The sequence below is a fragment of the Mesobacillus jeotgali genome, from assembly GCF_031759225.1.
Lineage (GTDB): Bacteria > Bacillota > Bacilli > Bacillales > Cytobacillaceae > Mesobacillus > Mesobacillus jeotgali_B.
On the sequence record NZ_CP134494.1, the window covers coordinates 1,375,913 to 1,392,739 of the forward strand.

A 16,827-nucleotide genomic window follows, 5' to 3' on the forward strand; every position below is an offset into this window, starting at 1 on the left:
GCCTAGTCATATAAACGAATATATGGGTTGAAAAATATGACACAAATACCTTTTTATTTTCTAAAGTTCCATAATCTGTACAAAGTGCTTTTTTATCAAATGGAGAAGGACTAAATTCAAATTCGCCTATACCTTTCCTGGGAACACGAATAGGATAGTACAGAATAAATATAAGAGGAGGGAAGATATGTCGCGTGAAAAAGAAAAAGTGATCCATGTAGATAAGCTTACGATTCATGCCAAAGAAGTTGAAATCATTCAGGAGAGACCTAATAGACACCCTAGGGATAGAAGGCATCCTTTGGATTTCTTTGGTCACGGAAACAGAGGAAGGAATGACTCCGGAGAAGGCAGACACTTTGAGGATGAAAGCAGTTCGGTAGATGGGAAAAGTGAAAGGCAGAGAGGGCCGAGATGGTTCTAACACAGCTTCTATCATAATTTAAATGAACAGGTATAAAGAATGATTTAATGATAGCCGGGAGCTCTCATAAGGAGCTGCTGGCTTTTCCTAATATAATGTAGTTTATCCTCGTACCTTGTCGGACGAGAAAGAATCCGGAGTATATAAGAGGATATAGAGGGAAAAGGGAGTCTCTGTTGGCTCAGTAGGCGAGAGCAATGAATATCAATTGATATGGAGAATTATCAGATAATTTGGATTTTGATTGAATGTTACAGAATTGTTACAATTATCTTTATAAACGTATTTGAAACTCAAATTGTCATATTCGATGAATTAGGAAATATGAATCAATTCCGACAATAGTAGTTTACTATAATCGAGAACTGGGTATTAAGGTTTTAGGGTGAATGTTGCGGTTTTTTATAGTTGGTATAAGAGCCGTTTAACAGAATAAATTTAACATTATAGATTATGAGGGGGAGTTTTAAACAGTGAAGAAAATTTTAACATTATTCATTCTTATGGTGACCATGATTGGTCTCCTGGCTGCTTGTGGCAGCGATGAAAAAGCATCCGGTGACGGCGGTATGAAACTGGCTGAGGATGGCAAGTTCACTTTTGCATCATCTGGTGAATTCAAACCATTCAGCGTAACGGATGGGTCAGGAAAGATGAGCGGTTTTGACATCGACGTGGCAGAGGCCGTGGCGAAGGAACTTGGCCTGGAACCAAACCAGAAAAAGTTCAAGTTTGCGAGTATCGTAGAAGGTGTGAAGTCTGGCCGATTCGATGCAGCTGTTGCAAGCCATACCATTAACAAAGATCGCTTGAAGCACGTGGATTTCTCCACACCTTACTACTACTCGGGACCACAGATCTTTGTTCGACCAGACAGTGATCATGAAAAACTAGCAGACCTGGATGGATTGGAAATTGCAGTATCAAAAGGCTCTACTTATGCAAAAACTGCTGAAGAAGTGACAGATAATATTGTGCTTTATGACAGTGACGTAACTGCTTTAGAAGCGTTAGCCAACGGAAGGCACGACGCTGTTATAACGGACTTTATTACAGGGAAAGAAGCGATGGGTGCTGGCCTTGAAATTGAAGGCAAAGAGCTTCTTGGCCGAAGCGAGCAGGCAATTGCCATAGCCCAAGACAACGATGAATTACTGGAGAAAGTCAACGAAGCATTGGAAACTCTAAGAGAAAATGGAACGTTGAAAGAAATCAGTGAAAAATATTTCGGTGAAGACATCACAGCTAAACCGGAGTAATAAGTTGTCATCTGGAGCGAATGTGCGGTGTAACTGCACATTCGTTTCTGCTTAAGAACGAAGAATGATAGTAATGAATAATAGAGCCAACAGGGAGTTGAATGAATTTGCCAAGTCTATCGCATGTTATAGAAGTCTTTTTTGACACGTATGATATTTTCCTCAAAGGCATGCTACTCACATTGCAAGTCACAGCAGTATCGATTTTGATTGCTATTTTCATAGGATTGTTTTTTGCTTTCCTCAAAATATCAGGTATTAAAGTTCTGGAATGGATTGCAAATGCCTATATCTATTTAGTCAGAGGAACCCCATTGATCGTTCAGATCTTTATCTTCTACTTTGGAATGACAAATTTAAATATCTCTGCTTTTTGGTCTGTTGCACTAGGACTGGCATTCCATAACGGTGCCTATATTGCGGAAATTTTCAGGGGAACGATTCAGTCTATTGATAAGGGACAAATGGAAGCTGGCCGTTCACTGGGAATGAGCAGGGTTTTGACTATGAGGAGAATTATCCTTCCACAGGCATTCCGTCGCGCTCTGCCTCCACTCGGCAATCAGTTTATCATCGGCCTCAAGGATTCATCATTAGCAGCTTTTATCGGAATGTACGAGTTATTTAACGTAGCGACAACAAAAGGTGCGAACGATTTCGATAATATGACGTACTTGCTCATTGTTGCTGTGTACTATTTATTCCTTGTTTACTTGATATCTGCTTTGGTTGGACTGCTTGAGAAGAAACTTTCGGTAAGTGATTAAGGAGGAATTGTTTTGGACGGAAGAGATATGATCAATGTTAAGAAACTGAATAAATCTTTTGGTGACCTTCATGTATTGAAGGACGTCGATATAACAGTAAAAGAAAGCGACGTGGTCTGTTTGATTGGAGCCAGTGGCTCTGGTAAAAGCACCCTGCTTCGCTGCTTGAACTTCCTGGAAATCAAGGATGATGGACAGATCATCATTGAAGGGGAAGAAATAAATGCAGGTTCTCATGATTTGAATGAAGTGCGCCAGAAAATAGGCATGGTTTTTCAGCACTTTAACCTGTTCCCACATAAAAATGTGATTGAAAATATTATCGAGGCACCTATTCATGTAAAAGGGATCAGCAAATCCCAGGCCATTAAGGAAGCAAGGGAACTGCTGGGGAAGGTTGGCCTGGCGGATAAAGAAAAAGTCTATCCATCCAAGCTTTCCGGCGGACAGAAACAGCGTGTAGCGATTGCTAGGGCGCTGGCGATGAAACCTGATATCATGCTGTTTGATGAACCGACATCAGCACTGGATCCTGAGCTGGTAGGAGAAGTTTTGGCAACCATGAAGGAACTGGCAGAAGAAGGGATGACAATGGTAGTTGTCACACATGAAATGGGCTTCGCTCGTGAGGTGGCGGATTGGGTTGTCTATATGCATGGAGGACGGATCGTAGAAGTAGGTCATCCTGAAGAAATATTTGAAAACCCAGTCGAAGAACGTACACGCGAGTTTTTAAGCAAAACATTTTAAAGGATGGACGCTTAGTTTCTCTAAGCGTTCATTTTCTCTTTGGTTAAGTAGAATGATCAATCCCGCTTCTTTATCAGGTTAAACTCGAATGGCATAAAAGGTATGTGAAAAATAAAGTTTCGCAGTGGATAATAAAGGGAAATTGATTGCAGAATAATTACATGGCATCACGCTATTTACGGTTGCTTTGTACGAAGTTATACAAACTGAAAATTACATATTCATGGAGGCTGACATGCTCAAAAATATATTATCAAACTTTGTTTTTTCTGTGTCAGCTGCGGTGATTCTGCTGTTCGTCGTAGTTGGGGCGATTGTGCCAAAGAAGTTTGGCGCCATCGCTGGAGAGCTTTTTGGTTTTACAACTGTCAATTTTGGCTGGTTCTACTTGCTTGCTGTATTTATCATTGTGTTGTTCTTAATAGGACTGGCTGTAAGTAAATATGGCTCCATCAGGCTTGGCGGTGAAGGAGAGCGCCCCGAGTTTTCTTTCTTTACTTGGATTGGCATGCTTTTCTCAGCCGGTTTTGGAGCCGGACTCGTTTTCTGGGGAATTGCTGAACCAATGAGCCACTTTTTCAACACCCCATTTGCCAATATTGAAGGAGAATCAAGGAATGCAGCCAGAGTCGCAATGGGCTATTCATTCTTTCATTGGGGAGTCAGCCAATGGTCGGTTTTTGCCATTGTGGGGCTGGTAATCGGATTTCTACAATTCCGAAAGCAAAGAAATGGATTGGTGTCTACAGCTCTTGAGCCGATTACCGGCACAAAACCGGCTGTGAAAAATACAATAGATACACTTGCTGTCGTCGCAACTGTAATGGGGATCGCAACTTCTGTCGGCCTAGGTGTCCTGCAAATGAATGGCGGCCTTAACGCTGTGTTCGGCACTGGAAACTCTATCGGCATACAAATGATCATTATTTTGGTCATTTTCATTGCCTACATGATTTCGTCATCAACCGGTCTAGATAAAGGAATTGCAATGCTCAGTAATTTGAATCTCGGGATAGCGATTGTGCTTTTGTTATTCGTTTTGATAGCTGGTCCTACCGTTTTTATCATGGAAAGCTTTACACTGGCAATTGGTGACTATTTCGCGAATTTCATCCAATATAGCCTGAGGCTGCAGCCCTACCAGGAAGGAACCTGGACAAGGGATTGGACGATCTTTTATTGGGCCTGGGCGATTGCCTGGTCTCCATTTGTAGGAGCCTTCGTTGCCCGTGTTTCCAAGGGAAGGACAATAAGGGAGTATATCTTTGGAGTCATGGTGATTCCGCCTGTGATTGCCTGCCTGTGGATTGCGGCTTTCGGTGGAACAGCTTTATGGAATGACCTGAATTATGATACAGGGATTGCGGCAGCAGTAAACGAAGATTTAACATCTGCTTTATTCAAGACTTTCGAAGTTCTGCCAATGACGTCAGTTTTATCGATATTATCGATCATTTTGATTTTCACCTTCCTGGTCACATCAGCGGATTCAGCTACCTACATCCTTGCAAGTATGACGACATCAGGGAGTTTGAATCCTCCTAGATTCGCAAAAATCGTCTGGGGATCTTTAATGGCAGCTATATCAGCCGTGCTGCTATACGCTGGCGGGCTCGAAGCATTGCAGACTGCTTCATTGATTGCTGCACTTCCATTTACTGTCTTGCTTCTGCTGCTGATGTTCGCGATTCTTAAACTGCTGAAAAAAGAACCACTGCCGATCAGGCCTGCAGATTTAAGACGATTCCGGAGGTTAGAGAAAGCAGCTAGTAAAGAGCCAGAAAAAAATAAAAAATGACCTAGTATAGGCCAACCCTTAATACAGACTGTAGACAGACTCAGGTGGGAACCGGGAATGTCTACAGTCTGTTTTTATTTTGACACCAATGAGCCGTAAAGGTACAAATGATGAACAAAGTTCACAAGAACAAATCGCAAAACAATCTGCCGCTTTGTGGCTGCATCCTGAGCAAGGCGAATTTTTAAAAGGGCTTCATACAAAATCACTTAAATAAGTTTACCTTAAGCCGATATAATTACCATGTAACCAGCATGAAAATACAGCTAAGGGATGTTTGCCAAGCATGTTTATCACTCATAAACCTGAAGATATTGTTATTTTACAAGGAGAATATTCTCTGTCGATTGTATTGCTTTCGATAGTCATCGCATTTCTCGCTTCTTATACTGCGCTTTCATTGAATGAGAGGATCAGGAAGAATGGTTTCTTCAGCAGGAATTTTTGGCTGGTCCTGGCATCCATTGCAATGGGAATGGGAATTTGGGCGATGCATTTCATCGGAATGAGTGCTTTTAGGCTTCCGGTGTCTATGGAATATAATCTTTCAGCGACTATATTATCTATTTTTCCGGCGGTAATGGCCTCGTACCTGGCGTTTTATATTTCAAATCGGACCAATTTAACTCGCTGGCCTAAAATACTGGCCGGTTTCATTATGGGAATCGGTATTGCTTCGATGCATTATATCGGGATGTCAGCGATGGAAATGGAAATTGATTATGCCTATCAGCCGGTCCTTTTCATCCTATCAATCATGATTTCCATTCTTGTTTCATATGTTGCGCTATACATCTTTACCAGCCTGCAAAAATTCATGGGTAACTTTTTTCTCAAAGCGATCACCTCCTTATTAATGGGGATAGCTGTCGCCAGCATGCATTATACTGGCATGGAGGCGGTTGTTTTTTACACAGAGGGAAATACACTTCCTTCCACAGCGCATGCACATCATATGAATGTAAAGATGCTCATTGTTTCTGTGACATTAGGAATAGGAGTGATTTTGGGACTATCAGGTCTATCTAGCCTGCTTGATCGGTATGTAGATTTCCGTTTAAATCATTTCGATGCCTTGACAGGGATGCCGAATAGACGGCAGTTCGAAAAAATGCTCAATGTCTCTTCGCCTGCAAATATAGCCATCATCCACCTACATGGACTCGAAAAATGGAATAGGAGATATGGGTATGAAGTTGGCGATGAAGTGATTAGGGCTGTCAGCGAAACTCTTGTCAAGCTTAAGCCGGCGTATTGTATGTTGTACAGAATAGAAGGCAATCGTTTTGCCCTGGTATTAGAGAATGAACGTGACAGTGAAAAACTGATTCTTTCCATGGAAAGAATCATGGCATTTTTGAAAAAACCGTTAGTTATTAATGAAAAAAAATTAGCTATTGATATGGTCTGTTCAGTGGCTTCTTCTGAAGGAAATGACCGTTCTGAACTCTTTGCCAATGCGATGGCAGTACTACAGCACTCTCACACTGCATTTAATCATGCAGTGATTGAATATGACCCAAATATCCATACCTTCGCCTTCGAACGGAATCTGATCCAGGACATAGACAGGGCGATGCGGGAGGATGAACTTTTTGTTTTATATCAGCCTAAAATATGTTCCAAGACTCGGGTGGTGTTCGGGGTTGAAGCTCTGCTTCGTTGGAAGCATTCAGTACATGGTGTGATTTCACCCGGTATCTTTATACCGATTCTTGAAGAAAACGGGAAAATGCATGAAGTTACAGATTGGCTCATAGATCATGTGTGCAAGCAGATTAGCGTCTGGAACTCACTTGAACTGCCCATTTTCAAAGTAGCAATCAATATACCGGGATCTTATTTTACCTCTCCCCATTTAATGGAAACATTGAAGCAGTGCGTATCAAAATATGGCATCGACAGTCATTTTCTCGAGCTTGAAATTACCGAGACGAGTGTAATTGACCAGATCGAAGATGCAATAAGAGCGGTGGGTGCCTTCAAGGAATTTGGTTTTACGGTAGCCCTGGATGATTTTGGGACAGGTGTATCTTCATTATCTTATTTAAAACGACTGCCGATTTCGACCATGAAAATCGACAAATCCTTTGTGGATGATGTACCTCAATCAGAAAAGGATTCTGCAATCATGAAAGCCATTATTAGCCTGGGACATTCATTGAAACTGAAAGTGGTGATTGAGGGAGTGGAAAACGAAGAACAAATGAAATTCCTATCCTCAAATTCCGAGAATCCAATTATCCAGGGTTATTACTACTCTAAACCGCTAGAGGCAGATGGGCTTGTTAGTTGGATTGATGATTTTAATGAGATTGCAGTCTGAGTAAATATTCTATGAAAGATTTAATCATTTCAAAATATACATGAGGTATCTTCATTTTTATGACGATACAATTTAATCAAAGGAGAAAAGTAAATGAATTTATCGATTTCACAAATCAAAAAGAAATCCCTTGCCACTTTAAAAGGAAAGTGGGGTCTCGGTGTCGCACTTACTTTTATAGTCTTTCTGGTTACGACGATTGTCCCCACGATTTTAGAGATTTTGTTAAGTGGTGGATTTTCTCAATGGATTAATCAAACTGAAACTCCAGTAATTGCAGATATGGTCAATCTATTGATTTCTTTTTTATTCATCCCGCTGACGGTTGCAAGCTATTGGTTCTTTTTGAGCATTGCCCGGTGGAATGACCCGAAAATTTCTGAAGTATTTGCGGTTTATAAAGAATGGGAGCTTTCACTTAAGCTAATCGGGACCTCCATCCTCGTTGGAATCTTTACAATTCTATGGTCATTATTATTAATCATCCCGGGCATTATCAAAGGGCTATCCTATTCTCAAGTATTCTTCCTGCTTAGGGATAACCCGCAGCTCTCCGCTCTTGAAGCGATTACCGAAAGTAAAATCAGGATGAAAGGCTATAAGTGGAAATATTTCCTGATGAATCTCAGTTTTATCGGCTGGGCATTCATTGCTATATTTACACTTGGAATTGGCTTCCTCTGGCTGACTCCCTACATCAGTACAGCAAATGCAACCTTCTACAATGAATTGATTGCTCCGCAAGTCCATGAAGATCAAGAGTCAACTGATTTGGAAAGCTAATTCAAAAAAGTCCAGCTAATTCAGCTGGGCTTTTTTGAATCCCCATTTATTGAGTAGTGGGCGAACTGCCATGTTTGTGTTCAATGAAAAGGAGCCTGTCCCAAAAATAAAGAATTTATTAAAGGATAATTGTGGAAGATGCCGAATAATATTAGTTCATGAAACTTCAGAAATGAGGGGAATTATGGTATTAGACAGGTCTCAACTGTTTTTAATTGATGAGAAAGAGGGTTTCGGCCCCACTTTCAGTCACCTTGTGTCAATGATGAATTACGTCCGTTCCACCACCCTGGAGGCAGTAGAAGGACTCACAATAGAGGAACTGGATTTCCTGATTCATGATGGAGCAAATTCTATTGGCATGCTGCTTGCCCACATGGCTGCAGTAGAAAGAATTTACCAGATTGTTACTTTTGAGAAAAGAGATCCAACTGCAGAAGAGGAAGAAGCCCTTGCAGCTGGCCTTGATCTTGGTGAAAAAGGAAAGGCCGCATTCAACGGATTTCCTCTGGAACATTATTTGGCTGATCTCGAGGCTGAACGGGAAGATACGTATCGCAAGTTCGGGATACTTTCTGACGATTGGCTGTTTGAGCAGACGGATTGGTGGTGGGGCGAGCCAGGAAACAATTACTTTAAATGGTTCCACGTGTTTGAAGATGAAATTAACCACCGCGGCCAGATTAGGATGATCAAGAAGATTCATAGCTTGCAAAAAGAACATTTAGCCAAATAGAGTAACCAGCAGAATCCGTGAAGCATTCACGGATTTTTTGCGATATATCCATATACAGCTAATTTTCTACAAATTTTTAAAAATATTGAAACTAATTTTTGTGACAATCGTATTACATATCAAGAAATAAATGGAATAAGGGAGGGTGCTTGTTCGATTTTAGCAAGGGGTGAGTAAAATGGAGCTATTTGGCATGCCATTAGAAACGATTTATTTTTACGGGTTGGTCATTTCAGGTGGTGTTACGATCATTTATTTATTCTTTGGTGATGCCCTTGAGGGACTGACAGAAGCTATTCCTTTTGTGAATCCAACATTAATTTTTTCCTTTGTTGCGATTTTTTCAGCAGGCGGTTATTTAGGTGAGGTTTTTACAAAGCTGCACAGTGTTATGATTGCTGCTGCTTCAGCCATTATTGCTCTTATTCTAGTAACTTTGCTGAATGTATTTGTGCTGATTCCACTATCAAATGCCGAGGAGTCTCTCGTGTATAAAGAGAGTGACTTAAGGGGGAGGGTTGGAACCGTGATCACAGGTATTCCGGTCGACGGCTATGGTGAAGTCATGATTGAGAATATCAGCGGCCGCATCTCCAAGCCGGCAGTCAGTTTTACAAAAACAGAAATACCCTATGGAAAAAAAGTACTGATCATTGATATTGAAAACGGAGTCCTGCAAGTCAAGTTGTACGAAGAATTATAGACTTATATTTAGGGGGAAAAGGTATGGATCTTATGTTTATTGTTATTGGTTTTGTTGTCTTCCTAGTTATCGCAATGGTAGCCGTCTTCATCACCAAGTATAAGACGGCGGGGCCTGACGAGGCCTTGATTGTTACGGGAAGCTTCTTGGGAAGCCGAAATGTTCATACAGATGAATCGAACAACAGAATAAAAATAATTCGTGGAGGCGGTACGTTCATCTTCCCGGTTTTCCAGCAGTCCCGCCCGCTCAGCCTGCTCTCAAGCAAGCTTGAAGTGACTACTCCTGAGGTATACACAGAACAGGGTGTGCCAGTCATGGCAGATGGAACGGCGATCATTAAAATCGGCGGATCCATTAGTGAAATTGCCACCGCTGCAGAACAATTCCTTGGAAAGTCAAAAGAAGACCGCGAGAATGAAGCGAAGGAAGTATTGGAAGGGCATTTACGTTCCATTCTAGGGTCGATGACCGTAGAAGAAATCTATAAGAACCGTGATAAGTTCTCACAGGAAGTCCAGCGAGTTGCTTCACAGGACCTTGCAAAAATGGGTCTGGTCATTGTGTCATTCACAATCAAGGATGTCCGTGATAAAAACGGGTACCTTGATTCCCTTGGTAAACCTCGTATTGCCCAGGTAAAGCGTGATGCGGATATCGCGACTGCGGATGCGGAAAAAGAAACACGCATCAAGAAGGCGGAAGCAGATAAAGAAGCGAAAAAAGCAGAATTTGAACGTGCGACTGAAATTGCCGAAGCTGAAAAAATCAACGGGTTGAAAATGGCTGAATTCCGCCGTGAGCAAGACATTGCCAAGGCACGTGCCGACCAAGCATATGACCTGGAAAATGCCCGTGCTCAGCAGGAGGTAACAGAGCAGGAAATGCAGGTCAAGATCATCGAGCGCCAAAAGCAAATCGAGCTCGAGGAAAAAGAAATCCTCCGCCGCGAACGCCAATATGATTCTGAGGTCAAGAAGAAAGCCGATGCCGACCGTTATTCTGTTGAACAATCAGCAGCTGCGGAAAAAGCGAAGCAAATCGCCGAGGCAGATGCGAATAAATACCGTATTGAAGCAATGGCTAAAGCAGAAGCAGAAAAAGTCCGTATGGATGGTCTTGCAAAAGCGGAAGCAGAAAGAGCGAAGGGTGAATCCGAAGCTGAGATCATCCGCCTGAAAGGTCTTGCAGAAGCAGAAGCGAAAGAAAAGATCGCCGAAGCATTCGAACAATTCGGCCAGGCTGCGATTCTCGACATGATCCTGAAAATGCTTCCTGAATACGCGAAGCAAGTTGCAGCACCACTTGGCAACATTGACAAGATCACCGTTGTCGATACTGGAGGCAGTGATTCCAATGGTGGAGCGAACAAGGTAACAGGCTATGCCACAAACCTGATGTCGACACTTCAAGAATCCCTTAAAGCATCATCCGGAATCGACGTCAAAGAATTGATTGAAAACTTCTCAGGAAAAGCGAATGTCAGACACAGCATCGACGCTTTGACAGATGAAATTCGCGAAAACAAGCCTGAAAATAGGATTGAAGCTGTGATAAAGCAGGAAGAATAAGAGGGAAACCCGTCTGAGGTAAGTACCGATTAAAGACATAGCAAATGGCGTGGGAATAATCCACGCCATTTTTTGGCTTAAAAGCTTTAGTGAATCAATCCAAAAAGTTAACAAAAAATTCACAAAAATTAAATGAGGTTTGAATTAGAATGAACTTAAAGAAAGGAAGTGGAGTATGTTACTTAAAAAAAGAAGTGAGTCGAGGGAGTTAGTAGTAATGCGCTATCTAAATATGAGAAAGGAGTTATCTGCAAAGGATAAATTTCAACTTTCCAATTTAGAAAAGGGGTATAGAGGGGAGACAGAATTCGATGTGCTGACAGAAAAACTCTCTGAGGAAAGGTATATAATAGATGATCTCCTGCTACAAGTGAATAATTCTTATTTTCAAATTGATAAGGTAATAATCTCTGGGGGATTGATCCATCTATTGGATGTGAAATATCATGAAGGTGATTTTTATCTGGAATCAGACAGATTCTACTCAGTAACCAGTGGCAAAGAATACAAAAATCCAATCATACAATTAAAGCGTAGCGAGACACTCTTTCGCCAACTGCTTCAAAACCTCAAACTAAATTACCTCGTCCAGGCTTCTGTTGTTTTCAACAACCCTGCATTCACCCTTTACCAAGCCTCAATGGACCTGCCAATCATTTTTCCAACCCAAATTAATCGCTTTTTAAAAGAACTTAACGATACACTTTCCAAGTTGGACGAGAATCATAAAATACTCGCCCAAAAATTGCTAACATTACATCATGATAAAAACCCGTTTACCACTCTACCTGAATATAATTATGAACAATTGGAAAAGGGAATGCACTGCAGGGCTTGTGGTTCCTTTAACACTTCTATTAAAAAACAGCATTTAGTCTGCGGAAAGTGTGGAAATTCTGAACGTGCGGAAAATGCAATTATACAGCAAATAGAAGAATTCAAGCTTCTGTTTCCGGAAAGAAAGATAACAGCACAAAGCATCTATGAATGGTGCAACATTGATATAAATAAAAGAAGAATAACCCGAGTACTGAAGAAGTACTATAAAGCAGCCGGAAACACCTCGGATACATATTACGAATGATGGTGTTTCGTTGAATGCAGGATCATAGTGAGAAGTGCTACTTGCTTAATCGGGTGCTGGTTCGGCCAAAACGAGGAGGCCCGAGCGCTATTTTGTCTGAAGTAGGTGCAGGTTCGGACAAAACAGGGAAGCACCGACGTGATTTTGTCTGAAGTAGATGCAGGTTCGGACAAAACAGGGAAGCACGAACGTGATTTTGTCTGAAGTAGGTGCAGGTTCGGACAAAACGAGGAAACTCGAGCGCAATTTTGTCTAAAGTAAGTACAGGTTTGGACAAAAAGAGGAAGCTCAAGTGCTATTTTGTCTGAATTAGGTGCAGGTTCGGCCACTACGAGGAAGCCTGGGCGAGATTTTGTCTGAAGTAGATGCAGGTTCGGCCAAAACGAGGAAGCCCAGGTGAGATTTTGTCTAAAGTAGATGCAGGTTCGGCCAAAACGAGGAAGCCTGGGCGCTATTTTGTCTGAAGTAGATGCAGGTTCGGCCAAAACGAGGAAGCCCAGGTGAGATTTTGTCTGAAGTAGATGCGAGTTCGGCCAAAACGAGGAAGCCTGGGCGCTATTTTGTCTGAATTAGATGCGAGTTCGTTCAAAACGAGGAGGCACGAGCGCTATTTTGTCTGAAGTAGATGCAGGTTCGGCCAAAACGAGGAAGCCTGGGCGCTATTTTATCTGAAGTAGATGCAGGTTCGGCCAAAACGAGGAAGCCCGAGCGCTATTTTGTCTGAAGTAGATGCGAGTTCGGACAAAGCTCAGGCGCTATTTTGTCTGAAGTAGATGCAGGTTCGAACAAAACGAGGAAGCCCAGGCGAATTATTATCCAAGGTGATGGACAAGCCCCAATTAAAAAACACCTGAGCTCAACATCAAGAGCTCAGGCGAACACAAAAACTATTCTGTTACCTCAGGTTTCAGCCAACTATCAAAATATCCTTTTGCCTGCGGGTGTCCTGCCTTTTCAAGGATTGTGATTAGATCGTGTCCAGAGGCATTTTTATTTGTATACTCGTTGACATATGTTTTCAAAGCTTTATTTACTTTTCCAGCCTTCACTAAATAGTCCAGTTCAGCGTACATATTGTAACCTTGTATACCCATCATGATGGCGTAGTCATTGATATTTTTATAATCGCTTAATGGGCTGCTTAAATACTGGCCTTCTTTTTGGATTCTCGCGATCTCTTCCTGTTGTTTTATTTGATCTTCGGCAGAGGTTCTGGCCATGTAGCCTTTTTCACCCATATAGGTTTTCAAGGAATAGCTTACGAGACTTTCATTTACCCATGGTTCTTTATATCCTTGGCTTCCGACCAATCCTGACAGCCATTGGCGGACCACTCCCTCAGTCATGCTGAGAGAAGTAAAGCTGTTATCTGAAAAATTATACCCAGCTGAGAAGATCATTCCCTGGTAAGCCATTTGGGAGTTGCCTTCTACTGTACGGATAATATCCAGTTCTTTATATGGTAATGTGGAATCAAAAAACTCTTCAAAGTAATCGATTGATTGACCAGCGCCCATGGCATTTCTGTTTGCTGTTTCTTGTTTGTCAGTGGTTGGGCGGTACCAAACATTCACGAGTGTTTCATTCTGGGTCATGAATCTTTCAGTTTGATAATATTGAGTATCCAATAAGACGATAGAAAAATCGCGGACACCCTCTACCTTGGCGCTATATTTCTTGTTTTCACCTTGTATTTCTGTTGTCGCATTAGCTTCTTCTGCATTAGAAAGGATCTCGTATTTAGCAGGAGCGTTAATGGTTACATCATAGCTAGCTGTTTCGCTATAAAATGGATATCCAAAAGGTGAATACGGATCCAGGTTCCAGCCGTTTTTATCATATACAGCCTGTATTGGCAGGAAATTGCCAAGCCATACTGCGGCATAATCATAGCTTGCATTGCTGTAATTCGAAGGGAGCTGGAAGTTGAATTGAATGTCGATTTCGGAATGTGCCATGTCTTTCCACTGATTCATAGTAACTTCCAGAATAGTTCCTTCGACTTTAAAATCAGCTTTCTGTTCATTCACTTTGATGTCTTGGATTTCAATCCAGCCTGGTGTCGGTGAAGGGCCTCTGACGAATTCCCATTCGGGCCCATCTATCGGTTCCTTAAACTGGTTAGGATACAGGTGGAAATAGATTTTATCCTGTTCGGCACCGGTGGTATTAGTGGTTTCGACATGCAGTGTTCCCTGCAATGTCGCATCAGCATCCATATAGGTCAAGTCGGCCTTATATTTTACAGGATTATGCTCCCTGTTGGTAAAGCTGTAACTAAATAAATCTTTAGTTTCTTTTGGTTCAGTTGATGCTTCAACACTTTTTCCCTCTTTCTTCGTATTTTCCTCTGGGAAAAACTCTGCATACGAAAATACACCCGCCAAAAGGACGAAGGATACCGTCAATAATGCGGTAAATGCGTGCTTAGGGTAATCTGAAATATGTTCTGCAGTCCTGATGGCAAGCACATCAATTAATCGGTAAACCTTGTAGCGGAGCAAGTACCCACGAGTACCCCTGAGTTTTTCACGGATAACGTCACTAACATATTTCTTCTTATCATGTTTCGCCAGAGGCTGCTCTGGCACGCCTACTATTGTAAAATTCCTGGAGAGGTTTGCATCTGCATTTAATACCTGCTCGGCAGACGTATTGGGCCGATGTTTTACTGGTATCACACCCGCTATATGGTCCTCGACCCCTTTTTTCATCCAATTCACGATAATGGCGATAAAGGCAATGATCAGGATTGGACTGTAGGCCATCCATGGTGCTCTTCTGATCAGCCAGAAATTTTGGCCGGCCATTCCTGCAAGTTCGTTGGTGATCGTTCTGTAAATCAGTCGAGGTGAATCAGTCAAAGCTGTGGGGTGCGGACCCCCTAAATACAATGAGAAAATTCCTAAAAACGTCAGCAGCTGTAATACTGATAAAATTTGCTGAGTGGTCAATAACAGCAGATGAGATTTGGCATTGGGCCATACATGCTTTTTCAAGGTGTGAAACTTGCTTCCACCCATTAATGTTGAACTTAGCACATAAGGCTGCTTTTCAATTTCATCAATCATATCTAGCATGTAATAAAAAACGCTTGGAAGGCCGATCAGCAGCATGATAATCAATTGATATTCCAAAATGACCTTTGCTGAGTAGCCGATTGGTGATGCTGCTACTGGAAGCATCAAGATAATCCCAACAAGCAATTGAGGGATATACCTGAATGGCCAAAAGAATGCAGTGAAATACCGTTTAAAGCTCGGGTAGAATAGGGTTGTCACAAGTGCCAGTATTGTTCCAAGCAATAGCCGGCCAATTGTGATAGCCAATATAGCACCGAGAGTATACTTAACTCCAACGAGAACAAGGTTAACCATGCTTCGTGCTCCCAAATCAGTCCCGAGCGGAAAGGTGAGCGAAGGAGGAGCAGGCGGAGCCGCGACAAATTTTCCGTTCTCATCGAAAATCAGCGGCTCATTGCTCTCAGGCATCAATTCTGTATTCCAACTGATCAGGAACAATGTAACTAGTATCGCTGAACCAACCAGCATATTCCGGTGTCTATGGTTATTGATATAGGCAGTTATTTTCATAATCATTTTCAGAAAATGAAACAATCCCCTTTTTGCTTTTTGGGGGTTCAGTTCTTTTGACTCCCTGACAAGCCAGGATAGGCCATCACTTACTTTAGTGGAAATCGACAATATTGCTGATGAAATATTGTTCCTCATCTTTCTCATATATCCATCCCCCGAACGCTTCCGAACTTTTTACCGATCAACGAAACGAATCTTTCTACAAGAATGACAGGAAGCATGAAAACTCCCACGTAAAAGAAGATATGCACAGGAGAACTATTTTGAATCTGCAGCAGTTTATTAAGCTCTTTAATGTACCCATCAAGAACAAACATGTGTTCAACGAGGACCAGGGTTGTCAAAACCATGAATATAATGGTTTTAAAGTGGATAGAGACAACGGGCACAATATTCCTGGTCAAATGTGAAAAAAGAAGCTGCAGCTTTGATAACCCTTTTGCCTGGCCTAAAAGAATGTAGTGCTTTTCAAATTCTTCTTCCATTACTTTGATCAGGTATTGAGCAAAAAATAAGGATGGAAGGAGTGAATTAATGATCATCGGGAAGATGATTGGCTCTTTCCCTGCCAGCCCGTACATTGTGACAAGGCGAATATTGAACTCCCTGTAGAGCATGAACAAAAACAGCTGCATCATGAATATAACCAGCAAATCCGGAATTCCCTCGAAGAAATTCAGGACATTCTTTACTCTTATACGCTGTTTATATGGAAGATTCATAAATAGATAGGCAATCACACTTCCTATAAAAATAGTGAACAACAGACTGAAGAAAATAAGTTCAAGAGAATATGTATAGCGGTCGATGACTGTTTCCTGATACCAGCTTTCTAGTACTCCCCAGCTTTCAGGCTTGAAAAATTGCACTGCAGTAGCTTCAATTGCTTTAATAAAGCCAGATAATTGCATGCCAAGGTGCTCACTTTCTGATGGGCGGAAGTTAAAAAGCCTGGGAAAGGCCATGAAAAATAAAAGACCTGCAATAGAGGTCAAAAATAAAAATGGGTAATGAATGATTTTTTTCATAT

At 41.7% G+C, this 16,827-nt stretch carries 13 protein-coding genes; 11 read left to right on the plus strand and 2 right to left on the minus strand.

All coding sequences use genetic code 11. The annotated features are described in order from the left end of the window. Window positions 1-187: 187 nt before the first annotated feature. From RH061_RS06810 to RH061_RS06860, 11 genes are all read left to right on the plus strand, one after another. A complete protein-coding gene (locus tag RH061_RS06810) occupies window positions 188-424 on the plus strand; it encodes a hypothetical protein (protein ID WP_311074852.1) in 237 nt (78 codons plus the stop codon). Between the two features lie 503 nt (window positions 425-927). Beyond that, window positions 928-1,683, plus strand: coding sequence for a transporter substrate-binding domain-containing protein (locus RH061_RS06815; RefSeq protein WP_396654887.1), 756 nt, complete (start codon window positions 928-930; stop codon window positions 1,681-1,683). A 101-nt stretch (window positions 1,684-1,784) separates the two neighbouring features. Next, window positions 1,785-2,450: an amino acid ABC transporter permease gene (locus RH061_RS06820; protein WP_167833768.1), complete on the plus strand. Its 666-nt coding sequence runs from the start codon at window positions 1,785-1,787 to the stop codon at window positions 2,448-2,450. A gap of 27 nt (window positions 2,451-2,477) precedes the next feature. Further along, a complete protein-coding gene (locus RH061_RS06825; RefSeq protein WP_311076312.1) occupies window positions 2,478-3,200 on the plus strand; it encodes an amino acid ABC transporter ATP-binding protein in 723 nt (240 codons plus the stop codon). 235 nt (window positions 3,201-3,435) lie between these two features. Beyond that, complete coding sequence (locus RH061_RS06830) at window positions 3,436-4,998, plus strand: BCCT family transporter (RefSeq protein ID WP_311074856.1); 1,563 nt, start codon at window positions 3,436-3,438, stop codon at window positions 4,996-4,998. A 286-nt stretch (window positions 4,999-5,284) separates the two neighbouring features. After that, the gene (locus RH061_RS06835) at window positions 5,285-7,324 is read left to right on the plus strand and encodes a bifunctional diguanylate cyclase/phosphodiesterase (RefSeq protein ID WP_311074858.1); all 2,040 of its coding nucleotides are present in this window, start codon (window positions 5,285-5,287) and stop codon (window positions 7,322-7,324) included. 93 nt (window positions 7,325-7,417) lie between these two features. Beyond that, the gene (locus RH061_RS06840; RefSeq protein ID WP_311074860.1) at window positions 7,418-8,107 is read left to right on the plus strand and encodes a DUF975 family protein; all 690 of its coding nucleotides are present in this window, start codon (window positions 7,418-7,420) and stop codon (window positions 8,105-8,107) included. Window positions 8,108-8,291: 184 nt separating this feature from the next. Continuing rightward, on the plus strand, window positions 8,292-8,843 hold the full coding sequence (locus tag RH061_RS06845) for a DinB family protein (protein WP_311074862.1): 552 nt from the start codon (window positions 8,292-8,294) through the stop codon (window positions 8,841-8,843). Window positions 8,844-9,021: 178 nt separating this feature from the next. After that, window positions 9,022-9,546 carry an NfeD family membrane protein gene (locus RH061_RS06850; protein WP_311074863.1) on the plus strand — a complete coding sequence of 175 codons (525 nt, stop codon included), beginning with the start codon at window positions 9,022-9,024 and terminating at the stop codon, window positions 9,544-9,546. Between the two features lie 23 nt (window positions 9,547-9,569). Then, window positions 9,570-11,117: a flotillin lipid rafts scaffold protein FloT gene (locus RH061_RS06855; RefSeq protein ID WP_311074865.1), complete on the plus strand. Its 1,548-nt coding sequence runs from the start codon at window positions 9,570-9,572 to the stop codon at window positions 11,115-11,117. Window positions 11,118-11,292: 175 nt separating this feature from the next. Beyond that, complete coding sequence (locus RH061_RS06860; protein ID WP_311074867.1) at window positions 11,293-12,201, plus strand: nuclease-related domain-containing protein; 909 nt, start codon at window positions 11,293-11,295, stop codon at window positions 12,199-12,201. Between the two features lie 887 nt (window positions 12,202-13,088). Here the strand turns inward: RH061_RS06860 and RH061_RS06865 are convergent. Both RH061_RS06865 and RH061_RS06870 read right to left on the minus strand, forming a co-directional pair. Then, a complete protein-coding gene (locus RH061_RS06865; protein ID WP_311074869.1) occupies window positions 13,089-15,941 on the minus strand; it encodes a M1 family aminopeptidase in 2,853 nt (950 codons plus the stop codon). Beyond that, window positions 15,938-16,825, minus strand: coding sequence for an ABC transporter permease subunit (locus tag RH061_RS06870; RefSeq protein WP_311074872.1), 888 nt, complete (start codon window positions 16,823-16,825; stop codon window positions 15,938-15,940). Before RH061_RS06870 ends, RH061_RS06865 begins: the two co-directional genes overlap by 4 nt. Window positions 16,826-16,827 lie beyond the last annotated feature (2 nt).